General features: G+C 30.5%; 14 protein-coding genes and 1 riboswitch. Of the genes, 4 read left to right on the top strand and 10 right to left on the bottom strand.

Annotated elements, in window-relative coordinates; translation table 11 throughout:
- Positions 1-37: 37 nt before the first annotated feature.
- Positions 38-120: riboswitch (cyclic di-GMP riboswitch) on the bottom strand.
- Between the two features lie 213 nt (positions 121-333).
- From JHL18_RS22265 to JHL18_RS22255, 3 genes are all read right to left on the bottom strand, one after another.
- On the bottom strand, positions 334-1,026 hold the full coding sequence (locus tag JHL18_RS22265; protein ID WP_200273346.1) for a YjjG family noncanonical pyrimidine nucleotidase: 693 nt from the start codon (positions 1,024-1,026) through the stop codon (positions 334-336).
- A gap of 200 nt (positions 1,027-1,226) precedes the next feature.
- Positions 1,227-1,700 carry a DMT family transporter gene (locus tag JHL18_RS22260; protein WP_200273344.1) on the bottom strand — a complete coding sequence of 158 codons (474 nt, stop codon included), beginning with the start codon at positions 1,698-1,700 and terminating at the stop codon, positions 1,227-1,229.
- Between the two features lie 138 nt (positions 1,701-1,838).
- Positions 1,839-2,261 (bottom strand): DMT family transporter, encoded by a 423-nt coding sequence (locus JHL18_RS22255; protein WP_200273342.1) that lies wholly within the window; start codon positions 2,259-2,261, stop codon positions 1,839-1,841.
- 104 nt (positions 2,262-2,365) lie between these two features.
- Between JHL18_RS22255 and JHL18_RS22250 the strand changes: the two genes are divergently transcribed.
- The 3 genes from JHL18_RS22250 to JHL18_RS22240 all read left to right on the top strand — a co-directional run bounded on the left by JHL18_RS22250 (position 2,366) and on the right by JHL18_RS22240 (position 5,677).
- Complete coding sequence (locus JHL18_RS22250; protein WP_200273340.1) at positions 2,366-3,055, top strand: Crp/Fnr family transcriptional regulator; 690 nt, start codon at positions 2,366-2,368, stop codon at positions 3,053-3,055.
- A 121-nt stretch (positions 3,056-3,176) separates the two neighbouring features.
- Positions 3,177-3,827 carry a pentapeptide repeat-containing protein gene (locus JHL18_RS22245; protein ID WP_200273338.1) on the top strand — a complete coding sequence of 217 codons (651 nt, stop codon included), beginning with the start codon at positions 3,177-3,179 and terminating at the stop codon, positions 3,825-3,827.
- 506 nt (positions 3,828-4,333) lie between these two features.
- A complete protein-coding gene (locus tag JHL18_RS22240; RefSeq protein WP_200273336.1) occupies positions 4,334-5,677 on the top strand; it encodes an FtsX-like permease family protein in 1,344 nt (447 codons plus the stop codon).
- Between the two features lie 273 nt (positions 5,678-5,950).
- Here the strand turns inward: JHL18_RS22240 and JHL18_RS22235 are convergent, their stop codons facing one another.
- Complete coding sequence (locus tag JHL18_RS22235) at positions 5,951-7,108, bottom strand: DUF362 domain-containing protein (protein WP_200273334.1); 1,158 nt, start codon at positions 7,106-7,108, stop codon at positions 5,951-5,953.
- Between the two features lie 886 nt (positions 7,109-7,994).
- On the opposite strand from JHL18_RS22235, the gene JHL18_RS22230 reads away from it, so the two are divergent.
- Positions 7,995-9,002, top strand: a complete 1,008-nt coding sequence (locus tag JHL18_RS22230) for an RICIN domain-containing protein (RefSeq protein WP_200273332.1) — start codon at positions 7,995-7,997, stop codon at positions 9,000-9,002.
- A gap of 205 nt (positions 9,003-9,207) precedes the next feature.
- On the opposite strand, the gene JHL18_RS22225 is transcribed toward JHL18_RS22230, so the two are convergent.
- From JHL18_RS22225 to JHL18_RS22200, 6 genes are all read right to left on the bottom strand, one after another.
- Positions 9,208-10,086 (bottom strand): aldo/keto reductase, encoded by an 879-nt coding sequence (locus JHL18_RS22225; RefSeq protein ID WP_200273330.1) that lies wholly within the window; start codon positions 10,084-10,086, stop codon positions 9,208-9,210.
- A 224-nt stretch (positions 10,087-10,310) separates the two neighbouring features.
- On the bottom strand, positions 10,311-12,095 hold the full coding sequence (locus JHL18_RS22220; RefSeq protein WP_200273328.1) for a cache domain-containing sensor histidine kinase: 1,785 nt from the start codon (positions 12,093-12,095) through the stop codon (positions 10,311-10,313).
- A 253-nt stretch (positions 12,096-12,348) separates the two neighbouring features.
- Positions 12,349-13,353 (bottom strand): galactofuranose ABC transporter, permease protein YjfF, encoded by a 1,005-nt coding sequence (gene yjfF / locus JHL18_RS22215; RefSeq protein WP_200273326.1) that lies wholly within the window; start codon positions 13,351-13,353, stop codon positions 12,349-12,351.
- Complete coding sequence (locus JHL18_RS22210; RefSeq protein ID WP_338025501.1) at positions 13,334-14,377, bottom strand: ABC transporter permease; 1,044 nt, start codon at positions 14,375-14,377, stop codon at positions 13,334-13,336. The genes yjfF and JHL18_RS22210 overlap by 20 nt, the downstream gene beginning before the upstream one ends.
- Complete coding sequence (locus tag JHL18_RS22205) at positions 14,364-15,899, bottom strand: sugar ABC transporter ATP-binding protein (RefSeq protein WP_200273324.1); 1,536 nt, start codon at positions 15,897-15,899, stop codon at positions 14,364-14,366. The genes JHL18_RS22210 and JHL18_RS22205 overlap by 14 nt, the downstream gene beginning before the upstream one ends.
- Before the next feature lie 436 nt (positions 15,900-16,335).
- Positions 16,336-17,340: an ABC transporter substrate-binding protein gene (locus JHL18_RS22200; protein WP_200273322.1), complete on the bottom strand. Its 1,005-nt coding sequence runs from the start codon at positions 17,338-17,340 to the stop codon at positions 16,336-16,338.
- Between the last annotated feature and the right edge of the window lie 338 nt (positions 17,341-17,678).

The raw sequence follows: 17,678 nt of genomic DNA, 5'->3' as shown, positions 1-17,678 counted from the left end.
TTTTAATAGTTTTTAAAAAAATAAAACCGACCAATTTTTTAAAATTGGCCGGTTGCACTACTAGCTCCCTGTATACAAAGTGCCCAAATAAGTATACAGATCAAAACTTCCAACATATAGTAATTCAGCTTCTGTATAATATATTTATAGTTAGGTAATAATTATTACAAAAAAATAAAGATAGCGAGAATTATTGTAAATTTCTCGTTATCTTTACCTTTTTAAAAAAATATTTTATATTTCTATATAATTTTATGATTGAATACTTAATATGTTAAAACTTGCAATACAATCTTTAACACCTTAAAACAAACTTAAAAATATATGTTTCTTTTATCTAACATTAATTATATCCTTTAGTTCATTAAGGCTACTTATCTCATAGGTTGGCTTTATAGATGTTGTATTTGGAGTTTTACTCGGATTGTACCAACAGGTGTCAATTCCAGCATTTACTCCACCCTTTATATCAGAGCTTAAACTATCTCCAACCATAAGAACCTTACTCTTATCAGTGTGTTTTAGATTACTTAAGGCTAGCTCAAATATCCTTGGATCTGGCTTAGCTACCTTAACTTCTTCTGAAATCACCACATCTTGAAAATATTTTGCTATAGTAGATTTTTTTATTCTTCCATTCTGAACATCGGTTAAACCATTTGTTACTATGGTTAATTTATAATCCTTATACAAACTCTCTACAAGCGCCTCACTATCCTCAAATAAGAAAGATGCATTGGCTAGGTGCTTCATATACGCCTTAGCAAATTCAACTTCGTCGAAAGCAACTTCTAATTTATTTGCTAATCTCTTGAATCTTTCTACTTTTAATTTTTCTTGTGTAATAAGCCCCTCTTCAAACTCTTTCCATATAGCTGTATTTATTTCACTATATATTTTCAAATGATGGTTTTCATCATATTTAATATCAAATTCAATCATAGAGTTTTTAAAAGCTTCTCTTTCAGACTTTCTAAAATCAAAAAGAGTTTCATCTGCATCAAATATTATAACTTCGTATTTCATATTAATCCCCCTTAAAGATATGATTTACTGCGGTAAATCATATCTTGTCTTTAATTTTATTGTAGTTTTTCTTTATGCTATGGATGTACCACTTCGTAATAAAATATAAATTCTAATATGAAGTAGTTCATCTATATAATTATAACATTAATTCCAATACGGTATATAATTAAACAAATATTACATATGTTTCTTTAGCCTTATGTAACATTTGTAATAGCAACGTCAGCTAGTTGTTTTTTTATTTTATTATCAGCTCTCGCATTTAAAACTAGTCCTATAAGAAATAATATAGCACCTATTACTTTTCCTTTAGAAAACACATCTAAATATATATAATCAATTATAGCACTTGCAAACATTTGCCCTATAAACCGCAGTATAACAACATACATTGCTGGCACTTTAGGAACTAAAACATTAAAAATGTAAGTTGTCAAAACTCCTATAAAACCACCTATAAAATATGGTAACGGAATTGATCGTATCAACTCATATGAAGGAATTGAATTTATCATAAATGTACATAGAATAACCGAAGATAAGGTTGCCATTAAATAATTTATCAAAACTCCATTAATCATTCCTGCCTTTTGCGATAACTTTCCGTTAATCATCATATTTACAACTATATTTACACCTATTAAAAAAGCTAAGAGAGTATATAAAATCATTTTAAGCCTCCACTACATAATAAATTTTCTATTTTAAATTTAAATAAAGGTACCGCTATAAAAACGTTTTAATTTAAATGGTTATTCATCCGATGGTTTAATTTAAATAATATTAACTATAGACTAAATAAAATATCTTTATATAACAATCATAACAATAGCTCCAAGTGAAATTATTGAAAACCCAAGTATTTTCTCTTTTCTAAATTTATTTACTGGCATTCCAAAAAGTCCAAAGTGTTCTACTATAATAGACATTACAAGTTGTCCATACAAACTTATGCTACTTGTCAAAGTTACCCCTATCACCGGGATACACAAATTATTTAAAAATATGGTTATAACCCCAAGAACCCCTGGCAATAAAAATAATAACTTCATTCCTTTTAATTTAGGAAATTTATTTTTTCTAATAATGGCTATAAGAACAATAGTTACTAAACCTATTGTATGAAATATCAAAGTGCTCATATATGGTCCTATTTCCTTAGTTACCATTCCATTAAAGAACACCATAATTGCAAGTAACACGCCATTAATAAGTGCTATATTTTTAAACATAATTAACTCCCCCTAAACTTTACATTACTTTGTAAATGCTTTATAAATAATTTATACCATTTATATAGATTCAAATAGGACATTTGTCCTGTACAGGAGGATTTATGAAAAGAATATTAAATAAAGAGTTATTAAATGATTATTTTACTAAAAATAATATTGAAAATATATTTGATAAAGACATAATAAACTGCTGCGAGCTACATTTTTATAAAAAAGATGAATTTGTACTGCATTCAGAATCAGAGTTAGAATATCTATATATGCTTGTAGATGGAAAGTTAAAAATTTTTTATCTTTTTGAAAATGGTAAGTCAATGCTGTTGAAATTCTATAAAGATTTTATCTTCATAGGTGATATAGAAATATTAAAAAACAAACCAATTCGCTGTAATGTAGAGGCAGTTGAAGATACTTATCTTATTGCAGTACCTGCAAATATAATTAGAAAATATTATATTGATAATACTAAGTTTCTTCATTATCTTATAGATTCCTTAAGTGAAAAACTTGACTCAACAATTAATAATAGTTCCTATAATTTTGTATATCCACTTAGTAATAGACTTGCTAGTTATTTAATAGAGCATTTAACTGAGGAAGATAATATAGTTTTAGATTCAAGCTTTAAAGAAATTGCTCAATTTTTAGGAACCACCACTAGACACTTAGGTAGAACTTTTAAAGAATTAGAAGCAAAAAATGTTATAAGATTAGATAATAAAACTGTTTATATTCTAGATAGAATAGAGTTAAACGAGCTTTCAAAGAATACCTTTTTAAAATCTCTTTAGAATTTTTCTGTAAATATTATTGGACAAATTAATATGATTTATGCAACAATTAATGAGTAAAATTTAGCAACCTTTTTAAAAATTTAAATATACAAATATAGAAGATAAGGATGAATTTATTATGGAGAAAAAAAACTCAATAAAAATAATAAAACCTAAATTACTTAATGATTTATCACCTTTTGAGCTTTCTGAGGGCAACATAGCAGACTATGATTCAATAACAGAATCATATATAAAAGATTGTTCCTTAAAATATCACGAAGCAAATAAAGTTTCATTTAATGAAGTCGTGTTTGAAAATACTACTATTAACAATGTTTCATTCCAAAAATCTGATTTAGTAGATGTTAGATTTGAAAATTGCGATTTATGTAATGTAGATTTTTCAGAATCCTCTTTTCATAGAGTTGAGTTTATAAACTGTAAGTTAGTCGGTATTAATTTTACTGATTCGACTTTAAAAAACGTTTTTTTTAAGGAATGTAATGGGCAATACTCACTTTTCAGATTTGTAGATTGTAATCTAGTACTATTTGATCACTGTCATTTACGTTACTCAGATTTTCAAGAAAGTAAATTTACTAAGTTAGAATTTAAAGAATCAGATCTTACTGAAAGTCAATTCTTCAACACTAAGCTAAAAGGAATTGATTTTAGAAGTTCAGAAATTGATGGCATAGCTGCTAGAATTCCAGACTTGGAAGGAATGATTGTATCAACTGCTCAAACAATAACTCTTGCTGCACTAATTGGAGTGGAAGTTAGATAATTCAGCAAATATACACTTTTCCATATAACTATAATTAGTTTGAAAGCTTATGAATTATCAATAAGTTTTAATAATAATTCAAACATATAACTCTCCTACTGATGGGAGAGTTTTTAAATCTTTAGGAATACCCCATGGAAGAAATACCTTCCAAAATTACAATGAATAACACTTACCTCCTTCGTAGAAAACCATAATTCAATTAGATTTGTGTATAAAAATCAGTAACAGACTTAAACCATACTATAAGTACAAGTATAAAAAGGAAGAAAAACAGCTATAGAGTAGATACAACGATAAATATTCAGTAAATTCCATATTTGTATATACTTCTACTTGGATGTATAATGATATTGTCACTATATAGTGACATTTAATTTTTACACTTTGATTTTTACAAAACTACAGCCTTAGCTGATAGATTTATTTTCTAAAAAACTTTTATATTTTTCAGCTGGATGTATACGTAAACATCGCAATTATACCAAATGTTATAGGAGGCTAATATGGGAACTTACAAATTCGCTTTAAAAATGCTTAAAACAGATCTTAAACAAACCGTGCTTTATCTTCTATTCGTAATCTTTTCAGTAGCTACTTTATTTATCGGATATGCTATGATGGATGACAATAATTATACGTCTCTTAGGGGTACTACCTCACAACTTTGCCAAGTGCTTTTGTTTGGGCTAACAATACTATTATTATTTATGGTGTTCTTCGCAAACTCCTACTTTATTACTTCTAAGACAAAGGAGCTTGCTATTGCAGAACTAAATGGAGTATGTTCTACTAAACTCATTGGTCTTTTAAGCTTTCAAACTTTTTTGCTTGGCATTGTAGGAAGTATAATTGGTATACTATTAGGATTGATTTCATTGCCTGTAGTATCCGTAGTTATGTATAAATTATTAGGTGCTCAGCAAAATATATATTCAACTACTTCAGATAGTATACTAATTACTTTTATAATAGTTATGCTTATAATGTGCCCTTATATAATAGGTGGAGACTATGGATATCTATTTCATAAAGAGATAAAAGATTTAATTTATGGACAAAGACAACTTTATACTCCTCATGCAAAAAAAATAACTATCCCAGAAATTGAAAATATAAAAAAGTTATTCCCTTTTTTGGAAAAATCCAAATCCGAAACACCGCACAAAACTAAGTCCATAACACCAAACAATATAATCTCTATACTCCTTTATTTTCTTCCTATAACAGTACTTTTTTTAAATTCAAAAAACTTTTATGGTTTAATGGTTTTTTATTTACTTTTCTCCGTTATTGGAATACACAAATTATTAACAGCCTTTTTTCCAGATAAAATATTAAGTCTTAAAAAAAATGTATTTGCTGGTGATGAAATTAAATTAATTTCACTAAGTAATCTCCACTACTCTTTAAGAAAGATGAACTTTCTTATTGTAACCTTAGCAATATCCACAGTGTCCCTTGTTTTTATAATCGGATCCTATGGTGAATCATACCAAGTTAAGGTTATGGGTATTTTCGTATATATTTGTGCTATTGTATCACTTGGCATTAGTATTTTGTACAAGTTTATGATTGAAGCCTCTTACAGAAAGCATATATTCATGCAATTGCAATTACTAGGATATCATACAAAGCAAATTAAAAAAATTATAAAGCAAGAATTAATATTACTATATGGTGTAGCTATAATAATACCTTTAGTCCACATTGTAATTTATCTTGCAAAGTTCATAAACTTAGGCATTATAACCCTACAATTGTCGTTAATGCTTTTATCTACTTTTATAATTATCTTTATTATCATGATTCCTATATCATATTTTGTATATAAAAAATCAGTGTTGTAAAGATATAGAAGAGTTTATTAAATTCAGTGTAAAATAAAAGAATCCTATTACTATAGGGTACCTTATATTGAAGATTTTTAAATAATAATCTTCAATATAAGGTATCTTTTAGTTAAAGGAATTCTTTTTTAGCTTATATAGATAATCCAGTTCTATAAACTTAAATATACTAGAAGCGATTTTGGCTATTAATGGTAGTTTACCTTATTTATAGATTCTATTTGGAACTGGTTTATCTATATTTAATATTATTGTTGAAATTTATAGTACTTACTATCTTAAACCTAGCATCTTACTTAATTTCTTTTCTCTTGTTTCTATTGCTCCCATTGGACATAGTTCTTGACAGCAAAAGCAGCGAATACATTTACTATAATTCCACTTTGGAATCAACTTATCATTATCCTTTTTAAAGGTTATAACATTTGGTTTTTCAGGACAAACCTCTGCGCATCTTTTGCAACCTACACATTTATCTGCAATTACAACTGGGTCAGGAGCAGCTAAAGATACTGCTAACTTATTTACAGATGGAGTAATAAAATTAACTACTTTTGCGCTACGGGATAATTTAAAATCTTTACACTTCATATCCTCTATTTTTTCCCCAAGAACCTCTATTTCTTCTGGAAGTACAGCTCCCCATTTTGTTTCATTTGCCACCTTTAAAAACGGTACAGCTAGTACATTATCATAACCAATTAATCTTACAGCCGTCGAATCAACTGCTGTAAGGCATTTTCCCATTATAATAGTATCCATCCTTTTAGCAGTTCCATTTCTAGGTCCATTGCCTTCCATTGCTAGTATACCATCAAGTATAGCAAAATTTGTATTCACAACAGAATTTAAATCCAAGAGCATTTTACTGAAATTAATAGCATCTGGTGATTTTGTATGCCACTGTGCCTTCTTAGAGCCAGGTACACAACCAAATTGATTTTTCACAGCTCCTGTATAATACATCATCGCATGAGTCTTTAATTTCGGAAGCGTTATAACTACATCAGCCTCATAAGGAGCCCTAGCAATGTTCCAAAACTTATACATTATAGGATTCTTAAGTTCTACATGGACTTCCTCATTAAAATCAACAAACTTAACTCCATATCTCTCAGCAACTTCCATAAGCCCTGATTGCTCAGCAGCCTTCTTATTGTTATCAGAAGCTGGTGAATCTCCAAACACTATATCATCACTATACTCCTTAACAATTCTTATAACCGCTTCAAACATAGCATAATGGGTTATTACAATAGAACCTTTTTCAACCACACTTAGAAAATTAGGTTTCAGTAAAACCTTGCTATTTTTAGGTATTAACTTTCTCAAAAAAGAACTTCCTCCTAATAATTCAAAGCCTTCTCTTAGTTTTTTTTCAATTGTGTCAACATTGTATTCGGTGCATTTTAATAAAGCAACCTTTTCCATAACATCACCCTTTTATATTAATTCTTTGTGTAAACTCATTAAAGCTTATGATGGCTAACTACCTAATGTTAATATAGTACTTTAACAGCACCTTATTATTATCTTAAAAAGTATTAATACTTTTATTTTCCTTATCTTAACATTATATCATATATTCCCATAGATATTAACAATTTTAACTTCATGACGATTGCATTAGTACTATAATTTGTATACACAATAATATATAAAAATGATATTTCAAAATTGTTTAACAGCAAATAAATTGACATATATTAATTCTTTTGTTACAATAATGAATATAATCAATAATTTAAATTGTATAACAACTTAAGGCAATAATATTTAGTTAATTTCAACAATATCAAATTCTTCAAAAACATTTCTTAGAAAGAGAAATTAGCTTTAATAAATCACTTAAGTTGCAAATCCTTTCATATATTCTAGCTATTATATAAATCGTTTTCTCTTAATGACTTATATATTTCAATCATTAAATCCATCTAAAGCTATTTAGCTAGCAAAATATCTTAATTTTTTATCAACTAACTATAAGGTTCTAGCTTCAATTATTAATTTATTCTTAGCTCTATAAATAAAACTTCTAAAGATGTACTAGTTCGAACCGAAATCTATCTTTAAACCTTTCACGGATTCTAGTGAGAATATTAAGAAATATAACTTTTATTATGAGGTAGTACATCCATATAAAAAAGTAGTTGTTTTAGTTCTATAGTCTACATTCCAATACTTATAACATTACCTAATATCTATGAATATTCTCAATTCAGTAAAATTCATTTTAAAAACCAAACATTACTTACCACAAGTTAAGAAAATGATTTACCAAATCTAATACTAATAAAATAATAAGGATGTGTTAAAAATGATTAAAAAAACCCTTATAAAAAAGGCTGCAACCTTTATAGCTATGGCAGCAGTAACTGTTACTACTCTAGCAGTTGCTAAACCTTTAAAAGCTTCAGCAGCAGTTGTTTCTGGACAAACCTATAAAATCATTAATGTTGGTAGCGGTAAAGCTCTTGATGTTTATTCTGCTGGAACTGATAATTATACAAATGTTGATATTTTCACTGATAATGGAACTGCAGCTCAGCAATGGAACATCGTCGCTAATTCAGACGGAACATATAAGATAATTAACAAGAATAGTTGGAAGGCTCTTGATGTATATGCAGCTGGAACTGCTGATTATACCAATGTTGATATCTATGATGACAATGGTACCGCAGCTCAAAAATGGAGACTGGTATCAAATAGTGATGGATCTTATAAAATAATCAATGCTAATAGCAATAAGGCTCTTGATGTATATGCAGCTGGAACTGCTGATTACACTAATGTTGATATATTTACAGACAACGGTACCGCTGCTCAAAAGTGGAATATAGTTCAAGTTAATGGAGGTACTTCCCCTACTGTAACAAAACCTGGTGAAGTTCCAAATGATATTTGGACATACACAATGAATGCTGACAAAGTGTATGGTAATACTGGTGATTTTTCTTTATTACTATGTGCTGTTATTAAAAAAGAAAGTTCTTTCGGAGCTGGTTTAGGTGGTAGTCCATCTGCTGGTGACGGCTTAATGCAAGTAGAACCTAACACAAGAAACGCTTATGCATCACAATTCCAAGCAAAATTCGGCCGTGCTTATAATCACGGAAGCTACCAAGACCAAGTATATTTAGGAGCATTGATCTTAAATGCTAATATAGTTCAATTTGGTAGTGTATACAGCGGCTTATTACACTATAATGGAGGACCAAACTGGTACCCAGGTGCAACTGATTCTTATGGTCGTCCAATCTTAGCAGATCAATATGCAAATGCAGTTTATGCAACTTATCAAAGCTATGGTGGAAAGAAGTAACAAACTCACTTTCATAAATATGAGTTTTAGAAAATGATTTACTGTTTGAAGAATATAGAGATATTTTAGTTATGTTGTCATAAAACTTGGGAATGAATATAAGCGGGCTTCGATTTTTTATATCGAAGCCCGTCTTTTGATTTTAAACATATATTCTATAGGTAAACTAATTAATTTCAACACTGAGTTTTGACATTATATAGTTTTAAATTTGTACTTTAAAAAACGGATAATCCTTTACCTTTTCATAATTTTCTCTTAAAAACTTTAAATCCTCATCAGTTAAAGGATTTTTTAAACAATCTTCAATATTTTCAACGACAAATGAAAAGTTCACAAAATCCCCTGGTGGAACTAAAGCATCAACTCCAAGTGAAAGAGTATATTTCATAGCAGCAAGTCGTAGTTTTTTGTCTTCAAGGTCTATTGGTTTGCACCAGGACTTTGGAAATGGTGATTTTTCTCTTTCATCCCCATTAAGCCATGCCCTTTCTATAAGCTGTTTCATACCAACTACTCCCATACCTTTTTCTTTGGCTTTCCTGCATAGCTTTGTTCCCATATCGTGTCCTATGTTCATATGCCAGTTCAAGGGAAATAGTACCGTATCAAAATCATAAAGAGACATTGCTTTTAAAGCAACAGCTTCATTATGACAGGTGATACCTAATTTTCTAACTAACCCTTGTTCTTTGGCCTTCACCATCATTTCCATAACTCCATGTGGACCAAACGCTTTTTCCACATCTTCTTCCTTACTTAAAGCATGCATTTGATAGACATCAAGATAGTCCGTGTGCAGCATACGGAAAGATTCTTCGAATTCTTTTTGTGCATCTACCTTCATTCTACATGTAGTTTTACAAGCAAGATATATATTTTTACGATATGGGATAAGGGATTTACCTAACTTTTCTTGTGCATCTTCATAAGATGGAGCTACATCAAAATAGTTAATTCCTCTATCAATGGCCCATGAAACATAGTTATCAGAAGCTTCTTGCCCATCTCTCATTGATACTATACCACCGTATATAACTGGAGTAATCTCAAAACCTGTATTACCAAACTTCCTCTTAATCATAAAATCATTACCTCCAACACCTTATTGAATATTATTTTTACTGTACGACCATAAAAGCTTCTAAAAATACTGAATTATCTAGGTTTAACAGACATAATTTTTTTATATTTTTATATAACTGGTCTATACAGTAAAAAATCTAAAGCTTTACATTCATATAAAAACTATACTCCCTAGAGTATACTAGAAGTCAATAAAATTTCAGCATGGATTCTCTAAAAATTTTATACTCCAGTTATTAAAGGATGCCACACCTTTACCTTAGTTCCAATATTCTCAGTACTTTGAAACTCAAGACCAAATTCCTCTCCATATGATAATCTTATTCTTTCATTAACATTATATACTCCAAAGCCTAGTTTAATTTCTCCAGGATTTTTACCGTGAAGTACTTTATTTAACTTCTTCATCCTCTCCTCGCTCATGCCTGCTCCATTATCAGTTATCGTGAAGCAAAGCTTTTTATCAACAATCTCACCTTCAATTAATATTTTTCCCTTTCCCCTTTTTTCTTTTATACCATGATATATTGCATTTTCTACTATAGGCTGCAATATAAGCTTAGTCACTTCAAAGTTCATCATATCCTCTTGAATCTTTATCTCATAGTCTAGCTTATCCTCATATCTAACTTTCTGGATAATAAGGTAGCTTTCTATATGCATTATTTCATCTCTAACAGTAACTATCTCATTACCCTTGCTAAGCCCTATTCTTAAGAGAGTAGTAAGTGCATTTACTACCTCGATAATATCCTGTGCATCATGTTCTTCAGCCATCCATTGAATTGTATCTAAAGTATTATATAAGAAATGTGGTTTTATCTGGGCTTGAAGTATACTTATTTCAGCTTTCCTTTTACTCTTTTCTTCTGCTTGCACCAAGTGTATTAAATTTTTTATCTCTTCAATCATATTGTTAAAAGAATTTCCGAGTTCACCTATTTCATCACCATATTTACTTCTAAAAAATACATTAAGGTCCCCTTCCTCAGTTCTTTTCATAAGCTTTCTTAATTTAGTAATAGGATTCACTATAGAACGAGTAAATATCATTGCAAGTATTGCTGCAAGCACAATGGTCAGTATTGCTACAGCCAAAGAATAATATTTAATATATCTTAACGTTTTTGTACTCTCATCTAAAGGAAATACTCCTACAGTCTTCCACTGGGTGTATTCAGATCCCTTGCACATAATTTTATAGTCTTTATTATTTATGTTCTTAACCATTATATTGTTTTTTAAATTTTTTACCCACTGATCCTTTATCCTATATACAACTTCATTTACTGGCGTATATACTATCTCATTATTAGAATCTACAATATACACAAACCCTGTTTTACCAGGTTTAACGCTTTCAATTACACTTTTGATTATATCCAGCTTAATATCAATTAGTATAATACCTAGACATTTACCTGTTTTATCATCAATAATAGCTTTACTCATCGACACTACATCATCAGCACAATACTGAAATACATTGTTTATATTTCTTCCTATTGGCTTGCTGAAAAGTTGAATTTTATTTGGATGATCTGCTGCTTCCATATACCATTTTTCATTTATAAGCGGGTCTCTAGATATTCTATACATTATGTCGCTTACATAAAGATCATTTTTATTTACAACCATAATACCAACAATTTCAGGATGAAAAGGAGTAAATCCCATTATTGCCTTTGTGACATCATACTCCATTGCTTCAGTATTTTTACCATTACTTAATTCCTTGCTGTTTAAAAAACTTACTACTCTGGGATCTAAAGATAAAGTATTGATGATATTCTCCATGTTTTTCATATAAAAATCTACGTTGGTACTTATCTGCTGAATCATCTCATCAGTATTAACATTTTGAACATCACTTATTGAGTTATTATATATCAAATTACTTACAGTAGTTATTGTTATAACAGGCAATAAAATGACTAAAATAAAATAAAGCATAAGCTTGTTTCTTATGCTGCTATTAAAGAATGTAGATATGGAATTTTTCAACATAAATCACCCAATTCAAAATAATATGTATTTTATTTTCTAACTAACAACTATAATTCAAATCTAATATAATCATATCCAACTTCTGATTATTTTACAATATTTCCCAGTAAATAAAAAATCAGGCCATTTTTTAAATAAGCCTGATGTAAAGATAACCCCCTCGAACAGAAAATTATTTTTTGAAACCTTCACGGTTTATGGTGAGAGAATTTAAAAACAATAAATTTTATTACGAAGTGATTCATCCATATTTTCATGTAACAACTGTCTTTCTCTTCTCATTTTTTATCACTATAAACCTTTGAAGGGCTATGAATATAAATAGTAACATTCCAACTGCTATTTTGGTCCACCAAGAATTTAGGGTGCCATCGAAAATTATAAGATTTTGGATTACTCCAGTGGTCAAGACACCAAATAGCGGACCTATGGCAGAACCAAAGCCTCCAGTTAAGATTACTCCACCTATAACACTGGCAGCTATTGCATCCATCTCAGTTCCATTGCAATGAAGTCCATATCCTGAAGAAGTATAAATAGTATATAATAAACCTCCAAGAGCTGAGCAAAAACCTGAGAAAGTGTATACTAAAATCTTTGTTTTAGCTACAGGAAGTCCCATAAGTATAGCAGAATTTTCACTTCCTCCTATAGCATATATATTTCTTCCAAACTTAGTGTACTTTAGTATATATATTGCAGCAACTACTAAAAGTAAACTCACAATAACATTTATAGAAACAAAAGCATTTTGTCCAAGATGTATTCTAAATGAGGCAATGCCAGAAAACATAGGATTGTTTATACTAATAGAATCTACACTTATTAGGTAAGCTGCACCTCTAGCAAAGAACATACCAGCCAAAGTTATGATCCAAGGATGAAGCTTAAACCTTTGTATTAAATATCCTTGTGTAGTTCCTATAACAATTCCAACAAATAACACAAACATCATTACTAAAATTGGATTAACGCCCTTTTGAAGTAGAGCTCCAGTAATCATACTTACAAAAGCAACCATTGCACCTACAGAAAGATCTATTCCTCCTGTTAATATTGTAAAAGTCTCCCCAATTGTTAGCGCAATCAAATATGAATTATCAATTAAAAGATTTGAAAAAACTTGGACACTAAAGAAATTATCATACTTTATACCGCCAGCTACAAAAAGCAATATAAACAATGCTATAGTTGCATATATCGAGGCATTCCCTTGATTTGGTTTTAACCTTGCAAAATTAACAGCTTTCTTTCTCATATTCCTTTAGCCTCCTTCCCTTACTGCTAGTAAACTTCAGAATAAGCTTTCTAAACTCTTCATTTTGGATAAGACACACTACTATGACTACTATTGCTTTTACAACAAGAGTTGTTTCAGGTGGCACACCCATACTGTAAATTGTAGTGGTCAAAGTCTGAATAAATAGCGCTCCAACTACAGTTCCACCTAGATAAAATCTTCCGCCATTCATTGAAGTACCGCCAATAACTGTAGCTAATATAGCGTCAAGTTCCATCCAAAGTCCTGCATTGTTTGCATCTGCACTCTTTATATTTGAGCATATAATTATTCCTGCTAGGCCTGCTAATGCACCTGTTATTACATAAAGAATGAACTTTACTTTTTTAGAATTTATACCTGAGTATCTACTAGAGGTGCTGTTAATACCTACAGCTTCTACAAATAAACCTAAGGCAGTTCTTCTCATAAGTAAATATATAATTAATATCACTGCTATAGTAATATAAACTGACACAGGAAGGAACAAATACCCTGTACCTATAAAAGTAAAAGACTTGTTAGTAAAAGTTAATATCTGCCCCTTAGTTATTAATTGAGCAATACCTCTTCCTACGATATATAGTATAAGGGTACCCACCATAGGCTGAACCCCTATATAGGACACCAGCATTCCATTCCACATTCCACAAATTAGACCTGCAGCTATTCCCACAACAATAGCAAGAAAAGTATTTCCACTATAAACTATAATTGTAGCTGCAACCGCTCCGCTTATAGCAATTATAGATCCTACGGAGATATCTATGCCTTGTGTTGCAATAACTATTGTCATCCCCAGAGACAAAAGAATTAATGGTGTAGCTCTATTCAATATATCAACAAGACTTCCAAATAAGTGTCCATCTTTTATCTCTAAGCCAAGAAATCCAGGTCTCATTATTAGATTAAAAAGAAGAATTCCTATAAGACATACCAGTGGCCAAAAAATAGAAGAATGATAGATCTTTTTCAATTGATCTCTATATTTAAGCTTCTCCACCGCTTAATCCTCCTTTTGCTATTGTTGTCATTATATTAGATTCCTCTAATTCCTCTCCTTTTAGTTCTCCTATAATATTTCTATCTCTCAAAATCAATATTCTATCACAGCACTTTACTATTTCAGAAAGCTCTGAAGATATAAATATTATGGTTACACCTTCACTAGCTAAATCAAGCACAAGCTTCATTATTTCACTCTTAGCACCAACATCAATTCCTCTTGTAGGTTCATCAAGTATTAATAACTCCGGATTTGTTGCAAGCCATCTAGCCAAGATAACCTTTTGTTGATTTCCACCACTAAGATTATCAATTCTTTGTTCCATACTTGGTGTCTTTATATCTAACATATCAATATATTTCTGTGCAATTTCTTGCTGCTGTTTCATAGGAATATATTTAAAAACTCCACGTTTTGACTGAAGAGCTAAAATTATATTTTCTCGTATGGTGAGCTGTGCTACTATTCCTTCAACCTTCCTATCCTCTGGACAAAAACCAAAACCTTCTTCAATAGCTCTTTGGGGATATATATAAGAATACTCCTTTCCTCTTATTTTGATGTTTCCGTGGTCAGCCTTATCTATTCCAAATATCAACCTAGCGCATTCACTTCTACCTGCTCCTAAAAGTCCAGCAAGTCCTAAAACTTCTCCTCTTTTAATCTCAATATCAAAAGGTTCTATGCTTCCTACTCGCCCAAATGCAGAGGTACTTATTAAATTACCATCAGCAAACTTCTTCTCTTCCTTTTTATTTGAACTACTCAGAGCTTTAACCTCATCTATATTTTTCCCAATCATCTTAGATACAAGCTCTAGTCTAGAAAGCTTGTCAGCATCATAACTTCCTACCATGTGACCGTTTCTAAGTACAGTTATCTTATCTGATATACCATATACCTGGTCTAAAAAATGAGTAACAAATATAATAGACATTCCCTCATTCTTAAGCTTTCTCATAATACTAAACAGTCTCTCAACTTCGCTACTGTCAAGGCTTGAAGTAGGTTCGTCAAGTATAAGTATTCCCCTTGATATATCCACCGCTCTGGCTATGGCAATCATTTGTTGCACTGCCACCGAATAAGATGAGAGCATTCTTTTAACATCTATATTTAGGTTAAGTCTTTCACTTAACAACTTTTCTGCATTTTTATTTATTTCCTTCCAATCAATACTTCCTGCCTTCATAGGCTGTCTACCAATATAAATATTTTCTGCTACAGTTAGGTTAGGACAAAGATTGATTTCTTGATAAACAGTACTTATTCCATGTTGCTGAGCATCATAAGTTGATGTAATCTTAATATCATTACCGTTTAAAGTTATACTTCCTTCATCTATCTCATAAACTCCTGTAAGAACCTTTATTAGTGTAGACTTGCCAGCACCGTTTTCACCCATCAGTGCATGAATCTCGCCCTTTCTAAGCTGAAAATCAACCTTTGAAAGAGCTTTAACTCCAGGAAAGGATTTACTTATTCCCTTCATACTTAGAACTACACCATCTCCTGCCATATATCTCCCCTCCTTTTAAAATAAAGAATATAAAATTCTGACCATATATCTACAAATGATACCTAAAATATCAAAACAATTTTGTTGAATAATAAATATAAATCTTAATACGTTCCTATTTAAAGAATATATAAGTTCTAAAGAGTGTTATTCATAAAAGTATTGAAGAAGGATCCTTTAGGTTATTAATTTATGAATAAGATCAAACAGAACTTATATATCAATCTATCTTATACTAAAATCACCTATATATTATTGAAATTGAGGTGTTCTCAACAAAATACAAAACATTATCTGGAACTATCCTCAATTTCAAGGGGGGCACTGTTAACATGCTCTATGTTTAATATTATTGTTGAAATTAAAGTATCAGATAACTGACACCTCAATTTCAACATATTTTCTAAGCTTAAACTCAACTTAAGCTTTAAAAGTCCTAATACTTTCTATTTGGAAGTTCTTTTTTAGCTTGATCTCCTACAAAAACACCTTCATTGGATTTTATCCATTTATCTACTGTCTTACCTGCAGCTAAGTCTTTTGCAGCTTGTAATATTTGAGGCCCTAGAAGCGGATTACACTCAACAACACCTGTACTCTTTCTATCTGCTACAGCTTGGAAAGCATCCTTAATACCATCTATAGAAACTATAGCAACGTCTACGCCTGGCTTAAGTCCATATTCTTCTATAGCTTGAATAGCTCCCATTGCCATATCGTCATTATGTGCATAAACTGCTTGAATATTTTTACCTTCTGACTTTAAGAAAGCTTCCATAACTTCTTTACCTTTAGCACGGCTAAAATCACCAGATTGTGATTTTATAACTTTATATCCTGGATAGTCCTTAATGTAATCTGCAAAGCCTTTTTGTCTGTCATTTGCAGCACTTGCTCCTACTGTTCCTTGAAGCTCAACTATATTTAACTTTGCATCCTTTCCAAACTTGTCAGTCAATATTTTACCTGCACTCTTACCTTCTGCAATAAAGTCTGAGCCTATAAAAGTTGAATATAAGGAATCATCACTAACCTTAACACCTCTATCAACTAATATAATTGGAATCTTTGCATCTTTTGCTTCTTTAAAAACAGTATCCCAACCTGTTTCAACTACTGGTGCTAAAGCAATTACGTCAACCTTTTGAGCTATAAAGGATCTTAAAGCCTTTATCTGATTTTCTTGCTTTTGCTGTGCATCAGAAAATTTGAGTTCAACATTTGAGTCAAGATTAGGTATTTCCTTGATTGAGTTGGTTTCAGCAGTTCTCCAGCCACTTTCTGCTCCTATTTGTGAAAATCCCAAAACTAACTTTTTGGTAGTTGTATTTGCACTTTTATCTCCACCTGAATTATTTGTGCTAGAGCTTCCACAACCGATTGCTACTGTTGCTGTCAAAGCTAAAGTTAATGCTAGTGCTACTAATTTTTTTAATTTCATAACTATTCCCCCATTACTTTGTAATCATTTACAAGTTTATTATATAATGTCTCCTAATTTTTGTATTTGCATTAATCAGCAATTTTGTATACTATTTGTACTGAATAAAGAAGTTTATGAAGCGATTTTTATATGCATCTACCTTTCCAAATGAAATGAGAAATCTTACCGTCCAATAAGTTTTACTTATTACTGTATTCAATAAAAACTCATCATAAACAGCTGAAATTACTAGGTATAACTAAGTTTAAACCTTTACATTTTCCTACCCAACAAAAAAGCTCTATAAAATCAAAGACCCTGCATAAATAGAGAGCTTTTCTCATGAATGCTTGGTC

Origin of the sequence: Clostridium yunnanense (genome assembly GCF_016595795.1) — a bacterium.
Classification (GTDB): Bacteria; Bacillota; Clostridia; order Clostridiales; family Clostridiaceae; genus Clostridium_AR; species Clostridium_AR yunnanense.
The sequence above is the reverse complement of the archived record's forward strand: the minus strand, read 5'-3'. Positions and strand labels throughout refer to the sequence as shown.

What these genes read in the sequence shown, in the direction of transcription:
- JHL18_RS22265 (WP_200273346.1), bottom strand. Translation starts at nt 1,026, where the DNA reads ATGAAATACGAAGTTATAATATTTGATGCAGATGAAACTCTTTTTGAT.
- JHL18_RS22260 (WP_200273344.1), bottom strand. Translation starts at nt 1,700, where the DNA reads ATGATTTTATATACTCTCTTAGCTTTTTTAATAGGTGTAAATATAGTT.
- JHL18_RS22255 (WP_200273342.1), bottom strand. Translation starts at nt 2,261, where the DNA reads ATGTTTAAAAATATAGCACTTATTAATGGCGTGTTACTTGCAATTATG.
- JHL18_RS22250 (WP_200273340.1), top strand. Translation starts at nt 2,366, where the DNA reads ATGAAAAGAATATTAAATAAAGAGTTATTAAATGATTATTTTACTAAA.
- JHL18_RS22245 (WP_200273338.1), top strand. Translation starts at nt 3,177, where the DNA reads ATGGAGAAAAAAAACTCAATAAAAATAATAAAACCTAAATTACTTAAT.
- JHL18_RS22240 (WP_200273336.1), top strand. Translation starts at nt 4,334, where the DNA reads ATGGGAACTTACAAATTCGCTTTAAAAATGCTTAAAACAGATCTTAAA.
- JHL18_RS22235 (WP_200273334.1), bottom strand. Translation starts at nt 7,108, where the DNA reads ATGGAAAAGGTTGCTTTATTAAAATGCACCGAATACAATGTTGACACA.
- JHL18_RS22230 (WP_200273332.1), top strand. Translation starts at nt 7,995, where the DNA reads ATGATTAAAAAAACCCTTATAAAAAAGGCTGCAACCTTTATAGCTATG.
- JHL18_RS22225 (WP_200273330.1), bottom strand. Translation starts at nt 10,086, where the DNA reads ATGATTAAGAGGAAGTTTGGTAATACAGGTTTTGAGATTACTCCAGTT.
- JHL18_RS22220 (WP_200273328.1), bottom strand. Translation starts at nt 12,095, where the DNA reads ATGTTGAAAAATTCCATATCTACATTCTTTAATAGCAGCATAAGAAAC.
- yjfF (WP_200273326.1), bottom strand. Translation starts at nt 13,353, where the DNA reads ATGAGAAAGAAAGCTGTTAATTTTGCAAGGTTAAAACCAAATCAAGGG.
- JHL18_RS22205 (WP_200273324.1), bottom strand. Translation starts at nt 15,899, where the DNA reads ATGGCAGGAGATGGTGTAGTTCTAAGTATGAAGGGAATAAGTAAATCC.
- JHL18_RS22200 (WP_200273322.1), bottom strand. Translation starts at nt 17,340, where the DNA reads ATGAAATTAAAAAAATTAGTAGCACTAGCATTAACTTTAGCTTTGACA.